We start from the raw sequence: 17,956 nt of genomic DNA on the forward strand, positions 1-17,956 counted from the left end.
ATGGAAACACAAAAGTTTAGTTATGACAACAGTATTGTTCGGGCATTCCTCTATGCGACCGTTGCTTTCGGGATCATAGGATTTCTGTTCGGACTTACGGCGGCATTAATGCTTTTCTATCCTGAGCTTCCGGAATTCTTTTTTGGAACAGACGATACAACCATTAATAGTTTAGGTGGAAGTATCCAGGGATTGATTAATACTCATGGAGCGTTCGGGTTCGGAAGAATCAGAATGTTGCACACAACCACTGTAATCTTTGCATTCGTAATGAATATCGTTTATGTGGGAGTTTATTACTCTTTACAGCGATTACTGAAAACAAGAATGTACAGTGATACATTGTCCTGGATCCATTTCTGGACATGGCAGATTATGATTCTTGTAACGTACGTTACGTTCTTTATGGGAATCAACACTTCTAAGGAATACGCAGAACACGAATGGCCGATTGATATTTTGATCGCATTCTCATGGATCATCTTCGGAGCCAATATGTTCTTAACGATTGCGAAAAGAAGAGTAAGACACCTTTATGTAGCGATCTGGTTCTACATCGGTACATGGATCGCAGTAGCAATGCTGCACATCTTCAATAACCTTGAAGTACCTTTGTCTTTCACAGGATGGAAATCTTACTCAGCTTATGCAGGGGTAAAAGATGCCATTGTACAATGGTGGTATGGTCACAATGCGGTAGCTTTCGTATTGACGACTCCTGTTCTTGGTTTGATGTATTACTTCTTACCAAAAGCTGCAGACAGACCGGTTTTCTCTTATAAACTGTCTATCATTCACTTCTGGTCATTAATTTTCGTTTATATCTGGGCTGGTCCTCACCACCTTCAGTATACAGCATTACCAGCTTGGGCACAGGCGGTAGGAACCGGTTTCTCTATCATGCTTATTGCACCATCTTGGGGAGGTATGCTTAACGGTCTTCTTACCTTAAGAGGAGCTTGGGATAAAGTAAGAGAAAATCCTATTCTTAAGTTCTTTGTTGTAGCAGTAACGTGCTACGGTATGGCAACTTTCGAGGGACCACTTTTGGCAACAAAAAACATTAACAAAATCGGTCACTTTACAGACTGGGTTATTGGTCACGTACACGTTGGAGCACTTGGATGGAACGGCTTTATGGCGTTTGGTGTAATCTATTATCTTGTACCGATATTGTGGAGAACAAAAATATATTCTACCAAACTGGCAAATCTTCATTTCTGGTTGGGAACATTAGGAATTATTTTCTATGCGGTTCCAATGTATATCTCAGGATTTACACAAGGATTGATGTGGAAACAGTTCAACCCGGACGGAACTTTGGTTTGGAAAAACTGGCTTGATACTGTAACGGCTATTGTTCCTTATTATAAAATGAGATTTGTGGGAGGTATTCTTTATCTTTCCGGAGCTCTTGTAATGGTGGTGAACTTAGTGGCTACTGTAAGAAAAGGATCATTCCAGAAAGATGTCCCTGCTGAAGCACCTGCATTGGCAAACATCAGCGGAAAACGTAAAGAAGGAGAAGGAACTCACCTTTGGTTAGAAAGAACTCCTGTATTATTAGGTATTTTATCTTTATTAACGATTTCAATCGGTAGTATGGTGGAAATTATTCCTACTCTGTCTCTTAAGAAGAGTGTACCTACTATTTCAGCAGTAAAACCATATTCTCCATTAGAATTAGAAGGTAGAGATATCTATATCAGAGAAGGATGTAACGCTTGTCACTCGCAAATGGTAAGACCATTCAGAGATGAGATCGTAAGATTTAACGGTAAAAACGGACAGTACTCCAAAGCCGGGGAATTCGTATACGACAGACCTTTCCTTTGGGGATCTAAAAGAACCGGACCGGATTTGCACAGAGAGGGTGGTAAAAACCCAAGTTCTTGGCACTACAAGCATATGTATAACCCAAGATCAACTTCTGCAGGTTCTATCATGCCTCGTTACCCTTGGTTAATTGCAACTGATTTAGACAGATCTAAAATGGTTGACAAAATGAAATTGATGAAGAGTGCTTTCGAAGTACCTTACACAAAAGCTGAAATAGATTCTGCCAACTCTTGGGCAAACAATCAGGCTTCAAAAATCGTAAGAGATATTATGTCTGAAGCACCGGATTTGAAGGAAGCTTATGCGAAGAGACCTAAAGGAGAATTAGAGAAAAAAGAAGTTGTAGCACTTATCTCTTATCTTCAAAGATTAGGAACAGATATTAAGACAACTGAAATCAAAACAGCAAGTAATAACTAACATATTAAAAGGTTCACATCATGATCCCTCAGAATTTTAAAGACATCTTATCCAATACCGAAAACGCTGGCTTTTACCAGACTTTGGCTTTGATTTTCTTTATGCTGTTCTTCATTGCTTTGGTAATCTACGTTTTTAGCAAGCCTAAAAAATATTACAAAGAGGAAGAAGAAGCGCCTCTGCAGGATGACAGTGATGACGATTTTAATTTAAAAAATTAAACTACTTATTATGAAACAAAGAACACCGGTTGTTATAAACATTTTAATAATAATTGGACTTTTAATAGTTTTTTATTATCTGTTTGTACAAAGCTATGATTTCCTATCTTCTCCTTATTTCTGGGGAACTGTAGTAATCGGAGGTATTTTAGCTTATATCCATAGTGCAATCGGAGATTTAATTGAGAATAATAAATTCAAAAAATTATCTCCTGAAGAAAAGGCAGCTTATTTAGCTGAAAAGAAAGTACCTTACTTTACAAGATTATATAATGCAGCATTCAAGAAGCAATCTGCAGCAGAAGAAAAAGATATCCTTATCGACCACGGTTTCGACGGAATCATGGAGCTGGATAACCAGTTGCCAAAATGGTGGGTAGGTTTATTCTATTTTGGGACTGCTTTTTGTATTGTATATGTAGCAGCATTCTCTTTTACAGATTTCGCACATCCGTTGAGCGAATATGAAAAGGAATACAAAGAACAGTTGGCAGCGATTGAAAAGTATAACAGCGAACAACCTCCGGTAACAATTGAAACAGCTAAATATTCTGCTGATAATATTGCTGAAGGAAAAGAATTGTTCAAAACAAACTGTGCATCTTGTCACAAGGAAGATGGTAGTGGAGGAATTGGTCCAAACCTTACGGATAATTTCTGGATCAACCAGCCTGAGAAAACGTTATTCAAAAACGTATTCAATATGGACTGGAATGGCTCTCCTAACAATCCTGCGATGAGAGCATTTGGTAAGAACGGAGAAGTTTCGGGTGCTGAAATTGAAAAGATTGCGGCATATGTATATCACATCAATCAGGAATTGCCTCCGATAACACCGGCTCAAGGTGGTGCAGCTCCTCAGGGAACAGAGGCACATTGGGAAAAAGAATAATTTAACTTAAATAAATTAGAACATATGAAAAACATAGTTTGTTATTAAATTAAAAAATAGTAACGAATTATGTTTTTCTTTTTTTAAAAACTATCATAAATGTCAGACATAGAAGAAACAGAAGTACGCGGAGGACAGGGACAAGTTCTGGACCCTGAAACTTATAGAGATTCTATCGGGACAATGGAACGATCCGGTAAGAGGAAATGGGTTTTTCCCAGAAAACCAAAAGGAAAATATACCAACTACCGAAGCATTGTAAGTTATGTTTTACTGTTGATTTATTTTGCAGTGCCATTCATCAAAATTAATGGTAATCCTCTTATTTTATTTAATGTAATTGACAGGGAGTTCTTCATCTTTGGACAGCCTTTTTATCCACAGGATTTTTTTATCCTTACACTTGGCGCAATTACTTCTTTAATATTCATCATCATTTTTACGATGGCTTTCGGGAGAATTTTCTGCGGATGGATCTGTCCTCAGACAATTTTTTTAGAATTTATCTTCCGTAAAATAGATTATCTTATTGAGGGAGACAGAAACAAGCAGATGAAGCTTGACAGACAGGAGTGGAACAGCGAAAAGATCCTTAAAAGAAGTCTTAAATGGACGATCTTTCTTGTGATTTCGTTAATTATTACTCACTTCATGTTCATGTATATCGTAGGATATGAAGAAGTATTCAGAATAGTTTCTGAAGGACCTTTTGCCAATCCTACCAACTTTATTGTTATGATTCTTTTAACCGCTGCATTTTACTTTGTATTTGCATGGTTCAGAGAGCAGGTTTGTACATTGGTTTGTCCTTACGGTAGATTACAGGGGGTTTTAATAGATAAAGATACCATTAATGTTTTCTACGATTTTAAGAGAGGTGAAAACAGAGCAAAATGGAGAAAAGGAGAAGACAGAAAAGCAGCCGGAAAAGGTGATTGTATCGATTGTCATCAATGTGTGGTGGTTTGTCCTACCGGAATAGACATCAGAGACGGACAACAGCTTGAGTGTGTAAACTGTACAGCTTGTATTGATGCCTGTGATGAAGTTATGGAAAAGGTAGGTCTTCCGAAAGGATTGATAAGATACGCCACCGAAAACGAGATCGAGAAGCAGACCGAGTTTAAGTTTACAGGAAGAATGAAAGGTTTTGCTGTGGTTCTTTTACTGCTTACAGGATTTTTAGGCTATCTTCTTACAAGCAGAGCCGAAATGGAAGCCAAATTCATTAAACCTGCAGGAAGCACGTTCTTTGTGAGAGACGGAAAAATTACCAATACGTACAATTATACTTTTTTAAATAAAACCAACGAGAAAAAAATTGTAACCATCAAGATTATCGAGCCGAAACATGGAGAGGTGATCTACAGCGAATCGAGTAAAATTTCTGTAGACAGAGACAAAATTACCAAAGGAACCATCAACATCAGTTTTCCGGAAAATGAAATGACGCTTTCCAAGCAGAACATCACAATCGGAGTTTATGATATGAAGGGGAAACTGGTAGATTCATACAAAACATATTTTGAAGGACCATTCAAATTACAATTTTAATTTTTAGAAATGAAAAACTTTAATTGGGGACACGGTGTAATTATCGCTTTAGCATCCTTTATGATCTTTATTTTATCCATGATGTTTCTTTTTCCGAACGGACAGAAGAATTCTGAAATGGTAACGGATAATTATTATGAAGAAGAACTGAAATATCAGGACGTAATTGATGCTAAGAAAAGAGCTGACGAACTGAAGGAAAAACCTGTTTACAACCAGAATCCAGCAGGAATAAGAATCACTTTTCCAAAAGACTATAATAACTCTAATACTTCCGTAAAATTTGTACTGAACAGAACCGACGATCAGAACCTGGATGTTCATAAAACGGTACAGTTGGATGCCAATCAGTCTTTTTTAATTCCTGCACAGGTTCTGAAACTGGGGAATTATACCCTTCGTTTGAGCTGGACAAAAGATAAAACAGACTACAGAATGGATTATGATGTGATATGGAAATAGCACTTGTAATATCGGCAATCGGGTTGGGTTTTGCATCAGGATTCCACTGTATCGGAATGTGCGGACCTATTGCATTGTCGATGGGATTAACAAAAAAACAGGCAACCAATTTCTACCTTCAGAATCTCACTTATCAATTCGGAAGAATTTTCACCTATTCCCTTTTGGGAGCAATTCTTGGAATTATTGGTGAAGGTTTTGAAATGGCGGGTTTCCAGAAATATCTTACAATTGCTGTGGGAATTCTGCTTATTGTAATGGCTGTTTTTTCGTTTGGAGGAAAAGATTTTGCTTCTAAAGTTCCGGTTTTTTCAAAATTTTTATTCAAAGTAAAATCGAATTTGGGAAGACTGCTTCAAAAGGCAGATTACCGTTCAAGATTTACGACAGGTCTTCTGAATGGTTTTTTACCCTGTGGAATGGTTTATATGGCTTTAACGGCAAGTTTAGCAAGCGGAGGAATATGGCAGGGCGCTTTGTATATGGCTTTATTTGGTTTGGGAACACTTCCTTTTATGTTCGCGGTAGTTTTGGTCGGAAATCTCATGAATCAGACTTTTAGAGTGAAAGTTTTAAAAGTGATTCCGATTATCATGATTATTTTGGGCGGACTTTTTATTGTCCGGGGAATGGAACTGGGAATCCCCTATATCTCTCCGAGAGCAGAAGCGATGACGATCTCAAAAGACAATCAGGGAGACTGCCATTTGCCGGGAGATCACAGTACGCATGATCATAGTAAAGTAAATTGTCATTAGTAGTAATGCTAAATTTAAAAGATTTAACCCTCTGAAGTATATCCGGAGGTTTTTTTAATTATAATTCGGAATGATCAAACCAGACATTAACGTTATATAAATCATACAAATAACAATTTATTCACGCAAAAATTCGATTAAAAATTTAATACAGTTACCAATATTATCTTTTAAATTCAATTTTATTATACAATCAATTTCGTATCTTTATTGTAACTAAAAATTTAATATATGTATATAAAGCTACCTTTTCCCTCATTTCAGAAAATTCAAAAACATCAAACACTAAGCTACCTTAGTAAAATTGCATGTCATGCGTTTACGGTTGGTGCTATTTTATTTTTTTCAGCAACGAAAGCCCAAACTTCAGTAACTGTTCCTAATTTGACTTCAACAGCAGCTTTTACAGGACCTTTTGCTAACTCTACCAGAACTTATCAACTGATTATTGATGACTCTCAGCTTACTGCCTTATCAGGAAAGTATCTTACTTCGATATCACTTAGAATTCCTGCAAGTGCAGCCTCTGCATGGCCTGCCTCAAATACCACCTATCCGGATTATCAGATTTACCTTAGTGACGGCGTAGAGCCGGCTAACAGACAGCTTAATTTTGCAGCCAACGTAGTAGGAACACAGACACAGGTTCGTTCGGGAAGTCTTTTAATACCATCCGGCGCTGTTACGAACAATGGAAGTTTCAGTTTTGATATAAATTTCAATACTCCTTATTTATATACAGGTACTAACCTTGTAATAGAAATACGTCATACCGGAAGCAACGGAACAACAACTTCTGTTGATGCAGTAGGAACAGGTGTTTCGGGATATGGTACACTTTTTACCGCTTGCTGGTCGAGCTCAACATCTGTACTGCAAGGAAACTTTTCTTATGTGAAAATTAATTCCGGAAGTGTGTTGGGGGTGAAGTCTGTTGAAATAGATGGAGACACCTCTGTTTATCCTAATCCTGTAAAAGATCTGTTATATGTAAAATCAGCTAACGACATAGTGGAATTAAATATTTTCAATATGGTTGGGCAAAAAGTCTATTCACAAAAGAATTCAGTTAAAAATCCACAACTGAATGCATCAGGTTTAGCCAAAGGAAATTATATTTTACAAATGATTGACAAAAACGGAAACTCAACGTCAACACGATTCATTAAAGATTAATCATGAATTAATTTCAAATGAAATCGTTTAGATAAACCAAATAAAAAACCACTGAAAAACAGTGGTTTTTATTGTATATAGACAAAATTTTATTTAGCTGATAAAATCAAACTTCGCATATTCAGCGACTTTCTTCGGAAGTTTAATTCCTTCCTCTGTCTGATTATTTTCCAGTAAAGCAGCCATAATTCTTGGCAATGCCATTGCAGAACCGTTCAGGGTGTGAACCAACTGAGACTTTCCGTCTGCTTTATATCGGCATTTCAGTCTGTTTGCCTGGAAGGTTTCAAAATTGGAAACGGAACTTACTTCAAGCCATTTTTCCTGAGCTGCACTCCAAACTTCGAAATCATACGTCATAGCAGAAGCAAAACCTGTGTCTCCTCCACAAAGTCTTAAAACACGGTATGGCAATTCAAGATCGCTTAAAATTTCTTCGATGTGTTCTACCATTTCTTCTAAAACTTCATAAGAATTTTCCGGTTTTTCAATTCTTACGATCTCAACTTTTTCAAACTGGTGAAGACGGTTTAAACCTCTTACATGTGATCCGTAACTTCCCGCTTCTCTTCTGTAGCATTGAGAGAAGGCTGTATTTTTAACCGGAAGATCTTTTTCTTCAAATAATACATCGCGATAGAGATTCGTTACAGGAACTTCTGCGGTAGGAATCAGATATAAATCATCTAATCCGATATGATACATCTGTCCTTCTTTATCCGGCAACTGTCCTGTTCCGTATCCAGAAGCTTCATTTACAACGTGAGGAGGATTTACTTCCATATATCCTTTCTCAACATTTTTATCTAAAAAATACTGAACCAAAGCTCTCTGCAATCTTGCGCCTTTTCCTAAATATACCGGAAAACCTGCTCCGGCAATTTTTACGCCCAATTCAAAATCGATAAGATTGTATTTTTTTGCCAGTTCCCAGTGAGGAATTGCTCCCTCACCCAGACCTTCCACATCGTGAGACTGATAGATAATTTCGTTATCATCTGCAGAAGCACCATTTTTTACTTTTTCATGAGGAATGTTCGGCAATTGATACAAAATATCCAGTAATGCTTTTTCTTTTACATCTAACTGAGCTTTCAATTCCGACGTCGACTCTTTGTACTGTGCTGTTTTAGATTTTGCGGATTCTGCTTCTTCTTTTTTTCCTTCTTTCATTAAAAGTCCGATTTCTTTGGAGATTTTATTGATTTCTGAAAGTTGGGAATCCAATTCAAACTGAATTTTTTTTCTTTCTTCGTCGGTAGCAATAGCCTCGTCTACCAACTCAAGATTCTTGAATTGTCTTTTCTTAAGACCTTCTAAAACGCGCTCTTTATTGTCGCGCAAAAAATTGACTTGTAACATTTTATTTAGATGTTAGTTATTAGAATGTTGAACATCAGAATGTCAACAGTTTTGCAAATGTATAAAATTATTTTACGATAGTAACAACATTCGGGGAACCCGGTGTTTTTGTAAACCTTAAAGTGTCGTTGTAATAGACTTTCGAGACCTCAAAAACCGAAGGCGTCATGCGATACTGAATTCTAAGCCTTTCATTAATGGTATCAAGAATCGTATTGTTAAGTCTCTTCACCAGTGAAACCGTAATTACCGACTGATAGGTCTTGTTATTCGGATCCAGCGTATCCAGCCCTACTCTTTTGGCTCCTGCAATATATTCAATAAAAAGGGTGGAATCTGCCGTTGCCCGCAAAGTACTGCTTACCGGAGAAACATCTTTAGATCCATTAACATCGTTCAGAGAGTACGTAAAATAGGTCTGATCTTTTTTAGCATGAAACAGATCTCGTCCCGCTCCGTTTTTCATATAAACATTCAAAATCTGATCGATTTTCTGCAAATCTTCATCATCCGTTCTGCAGCTCAGAAAGGCACAAAAAATAACCAGAAATCCAAAAACAATATTTCTCATTTCCAACAAAGATAAAAACTTATTTTTATTTAGAACTTTTATTTTTTCTTTAAGAATTTATTTAAAAGCAAATTAATTTCAGCTTTTGAAAGAATAAAATCCTGAAAACGAAATTCTGTCATCTGATAAAATCTCCAGAATAGAATCCCGGAAGAAATACAATATGAGACAGAAGTAATAATACATGCACCACGAATTCCCCATTTGGGAATGATGCAAAAAGAAGAAATTATTGTGAAAACAAGTCCTATTAAAGATTTTACATTTAAAATTCTTAATTTATTGATACCCGCAAAATAATGACCAATAATATTGCTTACCGCAATTGCCAGAATCCCCGGAGAGAGAAAAAGGATAATTTCTTTGGTCTGACTGAAATCTTTTCCAAAAATCATGGAATATAACTGCCCAGGAATAAGCAACATGGCTAAAATAAATGATAATGTAACTAAAAAACTAATTTTTAAAGAAACTTTGGTCTTTTCTATAGCTTCGTCTGCATTACTGTTATTTAAAACATCCGAATAAAGAACCACCGATAAACTTCTGCTTACCGTCCATATTGCTTCAGAAAATGCTATTCCAACAGAGAAAATTCCCACACTTACTACTCCTTTGAAATATTCGAGAAAATAAAAGGATAGTCTGTTATTTAAAAATTGTAAGAAAGCGCTAAGCTGAGTTTTCCAACCATAATTGAATAATTTCCCGCCAATTTTTTTAGAGAATGAAATTCGTTTTAAGTCGCAAGTTTTAAAAACCTGAAAACTACTTCCTAACAACAGAATGCCAAAACTCCCTATTTGTGCCAAAAAATAAGCATCTACTGAGGTTATTTTAATCAGATAAACTATAATCAGAATAAAAATAATATGTACAATCTGCTGTAATGCCGTATATATATTGAACATTCTGATATTTTGCTGACCTACAAATAAATTTACATTTGCAGCCAAAATGGATGATAAGACAGAGAGCATAATCAGATACCCAAAATATGCCGAAGCATTGTTAAATCTAAAGATTAAAGGAACTAAAATCCCAACTAAAACCGACCATAAATAAGCAAACGGTAAAATTTCCTCTGTTTTAAACTTTGAAGCGAAATAGCTCATACTGCTTCCTACAAAAATATTCGCAAAAAAACTGATGACCGTAAGATCTGCGATTACTAAAGAAATGAAGCCTTTTCCTTCACTCCCCCACATATTTGTAGAGTAAATGACTAATCCGAAATTTAATATCAAAATTAAAAACCTTGATGCAAAGGTTTTAAGAATCGTATTTTGCTTCATCTTATTTTGTTGAAGTTTTGATGAAGTTTAAGAATAAACTTTTAATGATATTCCAGTTATATTTTTGTTCATAAGCCAATCTTGCATTTTTTGCATGAAGCGAATATAATTCAGGATTATTAATATAAGTAAGAATACTATTCGCAATAGCATCAGAATCTTCAGGATTAACCAGAAAACCAAATTCTGAAACATTCATATGTTTGCGTATGGCTTTAAGATCTGTATAAATTACAGGCTTTCCCGATGCCAAATAATAAAATATTTTTATTGGCAGACAATGATGATTTTCAGAATTCATCGTTCGAAGATCAAAACAAATATCGGCTTCGGAATACGCTTCTGTAAAAGTTTCGAATGAAGCAGATTTCTCTATTTTAATATGTTCAAACTGATATTTTTTAAGCTGCTCTGAGAAGTATTGTTCATCTTTTTCTTTTCTTAAACCTCCAATTAAAAGAATTGAAATCTCAAGTTCAGGTTTTTTCTTTCTTAAACAATCCACAGCGAGGAAAAAATTTCCGATGCCTTTTTCTTCTGAAAACTGACCGGTATAACAAAGTGTGATTTTACTGGGATCTAGTTTTTTAATATTCTGATGGATGTAAATTTCATCCGGATAATAAGGCAAAACAATTGCTATTTTAAAAGGAAAAAAATAAGCTAGAGGAAATTTTTTGGTATCCTCTCCAAAAATAAAATAAGTACTCAAAAATCCTGCATATAACTGAATTAAAAAGAATTTAAAAGCGTGGAGGATATTTAAAGGAAAGGAAAAATTCTCTACCATCCTCATCGATGGATACCACTCCGTTATATCATATGCAATACTGATTTTTTTGCCTTTTTGGAACTTTTTAGCTGTAATCACCGCCAAAGGCTCAGAACAAATAATACAATCCGGCTGAAAAGAATTGCAAACTTTCTCAAAAGCTTTTCTCTTCTCTTCTATACTTTTTTCTAAGATGGAATAAGACTCTATTTCAATACCATCGATAATCCCTTTAAATTCTGAAGAAAGACTGCAAATTTTAACCTGATTTCCGTCATTAAGCAAAGCTTTTGCCTGATGATAGAAAATTCTGTCATCATCATAACGGTGAGCGGTTGTTAAGAATAGTATTTTATGCATCCTTTTTCAATCAGTTTCCAAAAGTTATAAAATATACACAAAGCAAAAAAAGTGGAGGAGCTCCACTTTCTATTTTATTAATGCTAATGAACTTTTATTTAATTCCAGCCGCCCAACTTCTATCGAATGGCAAAAGAAAATTCCCTACAAATTCGAGATAGGTATTTTTAGAAAAATCAAAAACCTGAATGTCTTTAGCAATTTCTCCGTTTCTTACTTTTGATTTAAAATCATTCAGCTTTAAAGTTTTTACTTCTCCGTTTTCTATGAAACTGGCTTTCATTCTGTCGAATAATCCCAATTGATATTCTTCATCAATTTCTCTCATTACTTTCCCAAGCGCATCGATACTGCATCCGGAAGCCATTTCTTTCTCTTCATCCACACAAATGATGATAAACTGATTTTTTTCAATTTTAAAAGACGATGAAAGCGGTTTTCCGTGTGCTGCCCAAGTAGCCAGAAAATCAAAAAGTTTCTCTGTGATCTGTTTGGCTTCTTTTGTTTCAAAAGGTCTTGAGGCAGGATATATTATTACTCTGTAGTCGTTTGCTTCTACAATATTAGATTCTTCAATCTTCATTTTGATCAATTTAAAAGGTAAAATTACAATTTTTTCTTCACACCATAATCCGACAAGGTGGAATTCTCACCAAACAAAAAACTCAGGAAAAATCCTGAGTCTTATATTTTTAGAAATATTCTTACAAATCTTCAGCTTCCGCTAAAAGTTCTACAATATCTTTCACGGCAACTTCATCATTTTTATTGAAGTGTTTCACACCGTCCGTCATCATCGTATTACAGAAAGGACATCCTGTTGCAATCACTTTAGGCTCGAAAGACAGAGCTTCTTCAGTTCTTTCGATATTGATGTCTTTTTTTCCTTTTTCAGGTTCTTTAAACATTTGTGCTCCTCCTGCTCCACAGCAAAGACCACTGGTCTTGCAACGTTTCATTTCTACCAGTTCGGCATCCAGTTTTTCCAGTAAAAGTCTCGGCGCTTCATATTCTTCATTGGCTCTTCCCAGATAACAAGGATCATGGAAGGTAATCTTTTTACCGCTGAATGCGCCGCCTTCAATTTTCAAGCGCCCTTCTTCCATTAATTTTTTAAGGAACTGAGTGTGATGCATTACTTCATAGTTCCCTCCTAAATTCGGATATTCATTTTTAAGCGTATTAAAGCAGTGCGGACAAGCCGTAACGATTCTTTTTACTTCGTAAGCGTTCAGAATTTCGATATTGGTTAAAGCCATCATCTGGAAAACGAACTCATTTCCGGCACGTTTTGCGGGATCTCCTGTACAGCTTTCTTCCTGTCCAAGTACCGCGAATTCAACGCCTATTTTATTTAAAATTTTGCAAAATGCTTTCGTGATTTTTTTAGCACGGTCGTCGAAACTTCCGGCACAACCTACCCAAAATAAAACTTCAGGCGATTTTCCTTCGGCAGCATATTCTGCCATTGTTTTTATATTGAAATCCATTTTATATCAGTTTATCAATATCACAATGTAACAGTTTTCAATGAAAAGATTGCTACATCGTTACATTTTAGATTGTTACATTAATTAGTCTTTTGCCCAATTCAGACGGTCTGCCTGATTGTATTGCCACGGTGCAGCGTTGTTTTCTACATTCGTCATCATAAGATTCAGTTCCTGCGGTGCAGCAGATTGCTCCATAACAAGGAATCTTCTCATTTCGAAAATGATAGAAAGAGGATCTAACAATACAGGACAAGCTTCTGTACATGCGTTACAGGTTGTACAAGCCCATAATTCTTCTTTGGTGATGTAGTCGTTAAACAGTTTTTTTCCGTCGTCTACAAACTTTCCGTTTTTATCAATGTTTTTGCCGACTTCTTCAAGACGGTCTCTTGTCTTCATTAAAATGGCTCTCGGAGACAATTTTTTGCCGGTAATATTTGCCGGACAAACTGCAGTACAACGACCGCATTCTGTACATGAATAGGCATTTAACAGCTGAACCTGATTAAGATCGAAAATATCTTCTGCTCCGAATTTTGCAGGCGTTTCTGCCTCTCCTTCTGCCGGAGCTGCGTAAGGATCTGCATTCGGATCCATCATCAGTTTAATTTCTTTCGTTACAGATTCAAGATTATTGAATTTTCCTTTCTCTTCAAGGTTTGCATACCAAGTGCTCGGAAAAGCAAGAATGATGTGTAAATGTTTTGAATAATAAAGATAATTCATAAAGAATAAAATCCCTACAAAATGGAACCACCAAGCTGCTCTTTCAACCCCGAATAAGAATCCGTTATCAAAACTGAAAACCTGAAGAAACGGAACGAAAATCATTTCGCTGATCGGGAAAGATCCTACTTTTACAAAATGATCGTAACCATTTGACTGGAGAATAAAGTCTGAAGCGTTCATGGTAAAGAAAGCCATCATCAAAGCAAATTCGATAATCAGAATCCAGTTTGCATCTTCTTTTGGCCAGCCTAAAAGCTCTTTCATCGTTAATCTTTTTACTCCGTAAAAATTTCTACGGATAAAAAATACAACAACGCCAATTACCACTAAAACTGCCAAAACTTCTAAAGTAGCGGTAAAGAAACCATAAACGGTGCTTCCTAAAATGGTTGATAAAAATCTGTGTGTTCCAAAGATTCCATCCACCACAATTTCGATAAGTTCGATATTGATGATGATGAAGCCTACATACACAAAAAGGTGTAAAATTCCGGCTATAGGACGTTTTGTCATCTTACTCTGCCCCATTGCAACAGTTGCCATTGTTGCCCATCTTTCTCCTCTTCTGTCGCTGCGATTGATCTCACGTCCTAATCTGATGTTTCTATATATCTTCTGCAGACTTTTTACAAAAAGTCCAAAACCTGCAATTAATAAAATCAGAAAAATAATATTAGGGATATAATGCATGGTTTAAAAAATTAGTCTTTATTATTTTTTCCGAAAACGGAGAAGTTAACGTATTTTTTTGGGTGCGCTTTCAAATCTTCGATCAAAGAATTAAGATTGTTTGAAGCGGCATTCAGATTGTTGTAAAGCTGATCGTCTTTCATAATTTTCCCTAAACTTCCTTCCCCTCTGTCGATTCCTGAAACCACATTATTTAACTGTCCTACTGTTGCATCTAAATTAGCGATGGTAGCATTCAGTTTTTTAGTATCGATGCTTTCTGCTAAATTTCCGTACTTATCCAAAGTAACTTTTCCGCTCTGCATCGTAAGACTTGCATCATCCAATACTTTCTGAAGTTTAGGATCATTGTGACCCACTAAGGAATTTACGCTTCCTGCCGTAGTCTGTAAAGCGGCAACGGTTTTGTTAAGATTAGCAAGTAATAATTTAATTTCCTGTCTGTTTTGCGCATCTACAAGCTGATTGGCATTCGTCATCAGAGAGTCTACTCTGTGTAAAACAACCTGTAATTGATCTTTAACAGGACCTACCTGTGATGAAAGGCTTCCTAAAGTTCCCAGTTTAAATGCTCCCCTTAAAGTATCTCCGTCTTTTGCGGTTGGCCCACCATACATCAGGTTAATTCTCATTTCTTTTCCTCCCATTAAGCTCGGTTCAAAAATTTCCAATGTTGAATTTTTTGAAAACTCAAAATTGTTATCAACCGTAATTTTTACAAGAAAATCGATTTTACCGTCCTTAGATGTATGAGGAATGATTTTATCAACCTGTCCTACCTTTAATCCATTAATGGAAACAGGGGAAGATTGTGCCAATCCCTCGACATTATCATATTGTGCGTAAAATATATTATCGGTAGTAAAAAGGCTTCTGCCTTTCATAAATTGAAAAAGCACCACAAAGCCGACAATGGCCAATAGTGCGATTACACCAGCTTTTAATTCTTTACTGAACTTCACTTGCTAAATTTTTTCTAATGAGCAAATATACTACATTTAAATGAATGTTTTTCTCTATTGCTCTGCGTTACACACAAAAAAAGCGGCAAAAACTTTGCCGCTTTTTATCTATCTGAAAAATTATTTTTATTGTTGCTGAGAACCTAGCTTGTTCCAGATCTCGATTCTGTAATCTTCGATATCCGAATTGTCCTGTAAGCTCTTTAACCAAGCCTGCCCGAACATTCCGCCGTTTCTCTGGGTAACAGATTCTGTAAACTGTTTAAGATCTCCGGGCTGTTTGTTTGTGATCTCATTCTTTTTGATAAGAACATAAACTCCTGTTCCTCCTTCAACCGGCTTAGAAAGCTTTCCTTTCTTCACTCCGAATGCAGCTCCGGCAACTTTTGGCTCCATAGAACCTGCTACTGAAGGATTTAATAAGTTAACCTGCGCAGATTGTTTAGTAGTTCCGAACTGCTTAGCGATCTGATCTAAATTTCCTGCTTTCGCGATTTTCTCTGAAATCTGTTTTGCAGCCAGTTTATTTTTAACCACTACTTCAATCTGATCTCTAACAGATTCAGGATCTGCAGTTCCTTTTTCCTGCTTACCGTTTAAGTAAACTACAATTTTATCTCCTGTTCCGTCTACTGTAAACAATTCAGTATCTCCTTTTTCTCTTTTCTTGTCAAAAGCCCATGCAAGGATTTCCGGATCTTTGTCTGTTCCTAATCCCTGAAGCTGTCCGTCGAATCTCTTCGCCTGTTTAGGATTAGAGAACTGGTAGTTTGCTTTTTTAGCAATATTCACGAAATCGTTGAAAGATTTCCCCTGAACCTGCTGAACGAATCTGCTTGCTTTTTTGTTTACTTCTGCTTCCGTAGCATCAGAAGGTTTAATTGCTTTTACCAAGTTTGCCACTTTGTAAGCCATTGCTCCCGGTTTTTTATCTTCAATATTGATGATATGATATCCGAACTGTGTTTCTACAACACCTGTCGCACCTTTAGGGTTTTCAGACAGATATTTTAAGAACTCAGGAACGAAAGGCGTTTCAGGAGTTGTCCATCCTAAGCTCCCGCCTTGTGCAGCAGAACTTGGATCGTTTGACAATTTTAGGAATTCTGTAAATTTCCCCGGATTAGCTTTTACAATCGCTCCGATAGAATCTGCTAACTTTTTAGCCTGTTCTTTGGATCTTGTAACACCTTCTCCCGCAGGACTTCCTTTGAAAGCGATCAGAATATGTCTTGATAATGTAGAATCTGAAGTCTTTTTATCTAAAAGTTTAGAAACTACATAAAAATTCTGCTCTTTGTACGGACCAAAAGTCTGACCGATCGCTGCTGTCGGAAGCTGAGCCTGAATCGTCTGAGGCAATTGGTTTGGCTTCAGATACTGTGGATTGAAAGGCATATCAGAATTCGCCATGATAAACATAGAGTCGTTCTTTGTATTCTGGAAGTTTTCAGAACCTCCGCTTGCATCGCTTCCTACAGAGAATAATTTATTAATTTCTTTCTGAGCCGCCGCATCATCTGCAGGACTTGGCTGAGAAGGGAAATATACAATTCCGATATTTCTGCTTTCTTCCGCCTTGAACATTACCGGATGCTGCTTGATATAATTTGCTAAATCTTCAGTGGTAACTTTGATGTTGTTTTTTTGAAGATAAGCTGCATAATCTACTTTTACGAAATCGATATCCGCTAACTGATCTCTTTCTCTCATCAACTCTTCAGCTTCTTTTTTACCTGTCGTGATTCCTGTAGAAACATTAGCAAATACCTGTCTCGCCATCAATCTGTATTCGATTGATTTTCTGGTTTTCAACCACTGGTTGTAACCTTCCGGCGAAGCAGCTTTCATATCTTCGATTTGTTTTTTAAGCTCCTGCGTCTTGAAATTACCTTTTTCATCAAAAAACTGCTTCTGCTGTGCAAACATCTGATCGTACTGGATCTGGTTCCAGAAGTAATCGTCCGTCATTTCGAAGCCCATTTTCTCGAATTGCTGTTTAATCAGCTTCGATTGCACAAGCAATTGCCAAGCCTGCTCTTCAAGACCATTTTTTGGTTGACCTTGCTGTTCAGCCTGTTGTTGCAGTACGAAAAGTTGATCGTTAAACTCTTCACGGGTAATTTTCTCACCATTCACTTTTCCTAAAACATCAGGATTTTTACCAAAAACCTTATCGATACTGTCGGGGTTTACAAGGAACGCCAAAAGCGCCAGTGCAATTACTCCCATCAAAAGCCAAGGTCTACTCCTAATTTGTCCTAAAATTGCCATTATATAAATTATAGTTTTTTATCAGTTTGCGAAAATACACATTTTTAAGAAATTACGGAAATACAAGACCTTTATTTTAATTTTTAAAATTTAATTTTTATAAAAAAGGAAATTTTGACCGTATTT

16 protein-coding genes are annotated in these 17,956 nt (G+C 36.3%); 7 read left to right on the forward strand and 9 right to left on the reverse strand.

What is annotated here, in order from left to right; translation table 11 throughout:
• The 7 genes from ccoN to QWT87_RS12240 all read left to right on the forward strand — a co-directional run bounded on the left by ccoN (position 1) and on the right by QWT87_RS12240 (position 7,322).
• Positions 1-2,259: a cytochrome-c oxidase, cbb3-type subunit I gene (ccoN, locus tag QWT87_RS12210; protein ID WP_087708243.1), complete on the forward strand. Its 2,259-nt coding sequence runs from the start codon at positions 1-3 to the stop codon at positions 2,257-2,259.
• A 20-nt stretch (positions 2,260-2,279) separates the two neighbouring features.
• Positions 2,280-2,480: a cbb3-type cytochrome oxidase subunit 3 gene (locus QWT87_RS12215; protein ID WP_087708242.1), complete on the forward strand. Its 201-nt coding sequence runs from the start codon at positions 2,280-2,282 to the stop codon at positions 2,478-2,480.
• A gap of 10 nt (positions 2,481-2,490) precedes the next feature.
• On the forward strand, positions 2,491-3,372 hold the full coding sequence (locus tag QWT87_RS12220) for a cbb3-type cytochrome c oxidase N-terminal domain-containing protein (protein WP_087708241.1): 882 nt from the start codon (positions 2,491-2,493) through the stop codon (positions 3,370-3,372).
• A 99-nt stretch (positions 3,373-3,471) separates the two neighbouring features.
• Positions 3,472-4,926, forward strand: coding sequence for a cytochrome c oxidase accessory protein CcoG (ccoG, locus tag QWT87_RS12225; protein WP_185207840.1), 1,455 nt, complete (start codon positions 3,472-3,474; stop codon positions 4,924-4,926).
• 9 nt (positions 4,927-4,935) lie between these two features.
• Positions 4,936-5,388, forward strand: coding sequence for a FixH family protein (locus QWT87_RS12230; RefSeq protein WP_302716312.1), 453 nt, complete (start codon positions 4,936-4,938; stop codon positions 5,386-5,388).
• Positions 5,379-6,146, forward strand: a complete 768-nt coding sequence (locus QWT87_RS12235; RefSeq protein ID WP_302716313.1) for a sulfite exporter TauE/SafE family protein — start codon at positions 5,379-5,381, stop codon at positions 6,144-6,146. Before QWT87_RS12230 ends, QWT87_RS12235 begins: the two co-directional genes overlap by 10 nt.
• Before the next feature lie 231 nt (positions 6,147-6,377).
• A complete protein-coding gene (locus QWT87_RS12240; protein ID WP_302716314.1) occupies positions 6,378-7,322 on the forward strand; it encodes a T9SS type A sorting domain-containing protein in 945 nt (314 codons plus the stop codon).
• A 93-nt stretch (positions 7,323-7,415) separates the two neighbouring features.
• On the opposite strand, the gene serS is transcribed toward QWT87_RS12240, so the two are convergent.
• The 9 genes from serS to QWT87_RS12285 form a co-directional block, all read right to left on the reverse strand.
• Positions 7,416-8,684: a serine--tRNA ligase gene (serS, locus tag QWT87_RS12245; RefSeq protein ID WP_302716315.1), complete on the reverse strand. Its 1,269-nt coding sequence runs from the start codon at positions 8,682-8,684 to the stop codon at positions 7,416-7,418.
• A 67-nt stretch (positions 8,685-8,751) separates the two neighbouring features.
• Positions 8,752-9,255, reverse strand: a complete 504-nt coding sequence (locus QWT87_RS12250; protein WP_302716316.1) for a hypothetical protein — start codon at positions 9,253-9,255, stop codon at positions 8,752-8,754.
• A 38-nt stretch (positions 9,256-9,293) separates the two neighbouring features.
• A complete protein-coding gene (locus QWT87_RS12255) occupies positions 9,294-10,550 on the reverse strand; it encodes an MATE family efflux transporter (protein WP_302716317.1) in 1,257 nt (418 codons plus the stop codon).
• A 1-nt stretch (position 10,551) separates the two neighbouring features.
• Positions 10,552-11,682: a glycosyltransferase gene (locus tag QWT87_RS12260; RefSeq protein WP_302716318.1), complete on the reverse strand. Its 1,131-nt coding sequence runs from the start codon at positions 11,680-11,682 to the stop codon at positions 10,552-10,554.
• A gap of 94 nt (positions 11,683-11,776) precedes the next feature.
• A complete protein-coding gene (locus tag QWT87_RS12265) occupies positions 11,777-12,265 on the reverse strand; it encodes a hypothetical protein (RefSeq protein WP_302716319.1) in 489 nt (162 codons plus the stop codon).
• 121 nt (positions 12,266-12,386) lie between these two features.
• Positions 12,387-13,172, reverse strand: coding sequence for a (Fe-S)-binding protein (locus tag QWT87_RS12270; protein WP_302716320.1), 786 nt, complete (start codon positions 13,170-13,172; stop codon positions 12,387-12,389).
• A gap of 84 nt (positions 13,173-13,256) precedes the next feature.
• Positions 13,257-14,594: a 4Fe-4S dicluster domain-containing protein gene (locus tag QWT87_RS12275; protein WP_302716321.1), complete on the reverse strand. Its 1,338-nt coding sequence runs from the start codon at positions 14,592-14,594 to the stop codon at positions 13,257-13,259.
• 11 nt (positions 14,595-14,605) lie between these two features.
• Positions 14,606-15,556: an MlaD family protein gene (locus QWT87_RS12280; RefSeq protein WP_076393774.1), complete on the reverse strand. Its 951-nt coding sequence runs from the start codon at positions 15,554-15,556 to the stop codon at positions 14,606-14,608.
• 126 nt (positions 15,557-15,682) lie between these two features.
• Positions 15,683-17,830, reverse strand: a complete 2,148-nt coding sequence (locus tag QWT87_RS12285; protein WP_302716322.1) for a peptidylprolyl isomerase — start codon at positions 17,828-17,830, stop codon at positions 15,683-15,685.
• Positions 17,831-17,956 lie beyond the last annotated feature (126 nt).

This window comes from Chryseobacterium urinae (assembly GCF_030518295.1).
In the GTDB taxonomy this organism is placed as follows: Bacteria; Bacteroidota; Bacteroidia; order Flavobacteriales; family Weeksellaceae; genus Chryseobacterium; species Chryseobacterium mucoviscidosis.

Bases quoted from the DNA above. Each gene is read 5' to 3' on its own strand.
- ccoN (WP_087708243.1), top strand. From the start codon at position 1: ATGGAAACACAAAAGTTTAGTTATGACAACAGTATTGTTCGGGCATTC.
- QWT87_RS12215 (WP_087708242.1), top strand. From the start codon at position 2,280: ATGATCCCTCAGAATTTTAAAGACATCTTATCCAATACCGAAAACGCT.
- QWT87_RS12220 (WP_087708241.1), top strand. From the start codon at position 2,491: ATGAAACAAAGAACACCGGTTGTTATAAACATTTTAATAATAATTGGA.
- ccoG (WP_185207840.1), top strand. From the start codon at position 3,472: ATGTCAGACATAGAAGAAACAGAAGTACGCGGAGGACAGGGACAAGTT.
- QWT87_RS12230 (WP_302716312.1), top strand. From the start codon at position 4,936: ATGAAAAACTTTAATTGGGGACACGGTGTAATTATCGCTTTAGCATCC.
- QWT87_RS12235 (WP_302716313.1), top strand. From the start codon at position 5,379: ATGGAAATAGCACTTGTAATATCGGCAATCGGGTTGGGTTTTGCATCA.
- QWT87_RS12240 (WP_302716314.1), top strand. From the start codon at position 6,378: ATGTATATAAAGCTACCTTTTCCCTCATTTCAGAAAATTCAAAAACAT.
- serS (WP_302716315.1), bottom strand. From the start codon at position 8,684: ATGTTACAAGTCAATTTTTTGCGCGACAATAAAGAGCGCGTTTTAGAA.
- QWT87_RS12250 (WP_302716316.1), bottom strand. From the start codon at position 9,255: ATGAGAAATATTGTTTTTGGATTTCTGGTTATTTTTTGTGCCTTTCTG.
- QWT87_RS12255 (WP_302716317.1), bottom strand. From the start codon at position 10,550: ATGAAGCAAAATACGATTCTTAAAACCTTTGCATCAAGGTTTTTAATT.
- QWT87_RS12260 (WP_302716318.1), bottom strand. From the start codon at position 11,682: ATGCATAAAATACTATTCTTAACAACCGCTCACCGTTATGATGATGAC.
- QWT87_RS12265 (WP_302716319.1), bottom strand. From the start codon at position 12,265: ATGAAGATTGAAGAATCTAATATTGTAGAAGCAAACGACTACAGAGTA.
- QWT87_RS12270 (WP_302716320.1), bottom strand. From the start codon at position 13,172: ATGGATTTCAATATAAAAACAATGGCAGAATATGCTGCCGAAGGAAAA.
- QWT87_RS12275 (WP_302716321.1), bottom strand. From the start codon at position 14,594: ATGCATTATATCCCTAATATTATTTTTCTGATTTTATTAATTGCAGGT.
- QWT87_RS12285 (WP_302716322.1), bottom strand. From the start codon at position 17,830: ATGGCAATTTTAGGACAAATTAGGAGTAGACCTTGGCTTTTGATGGGA.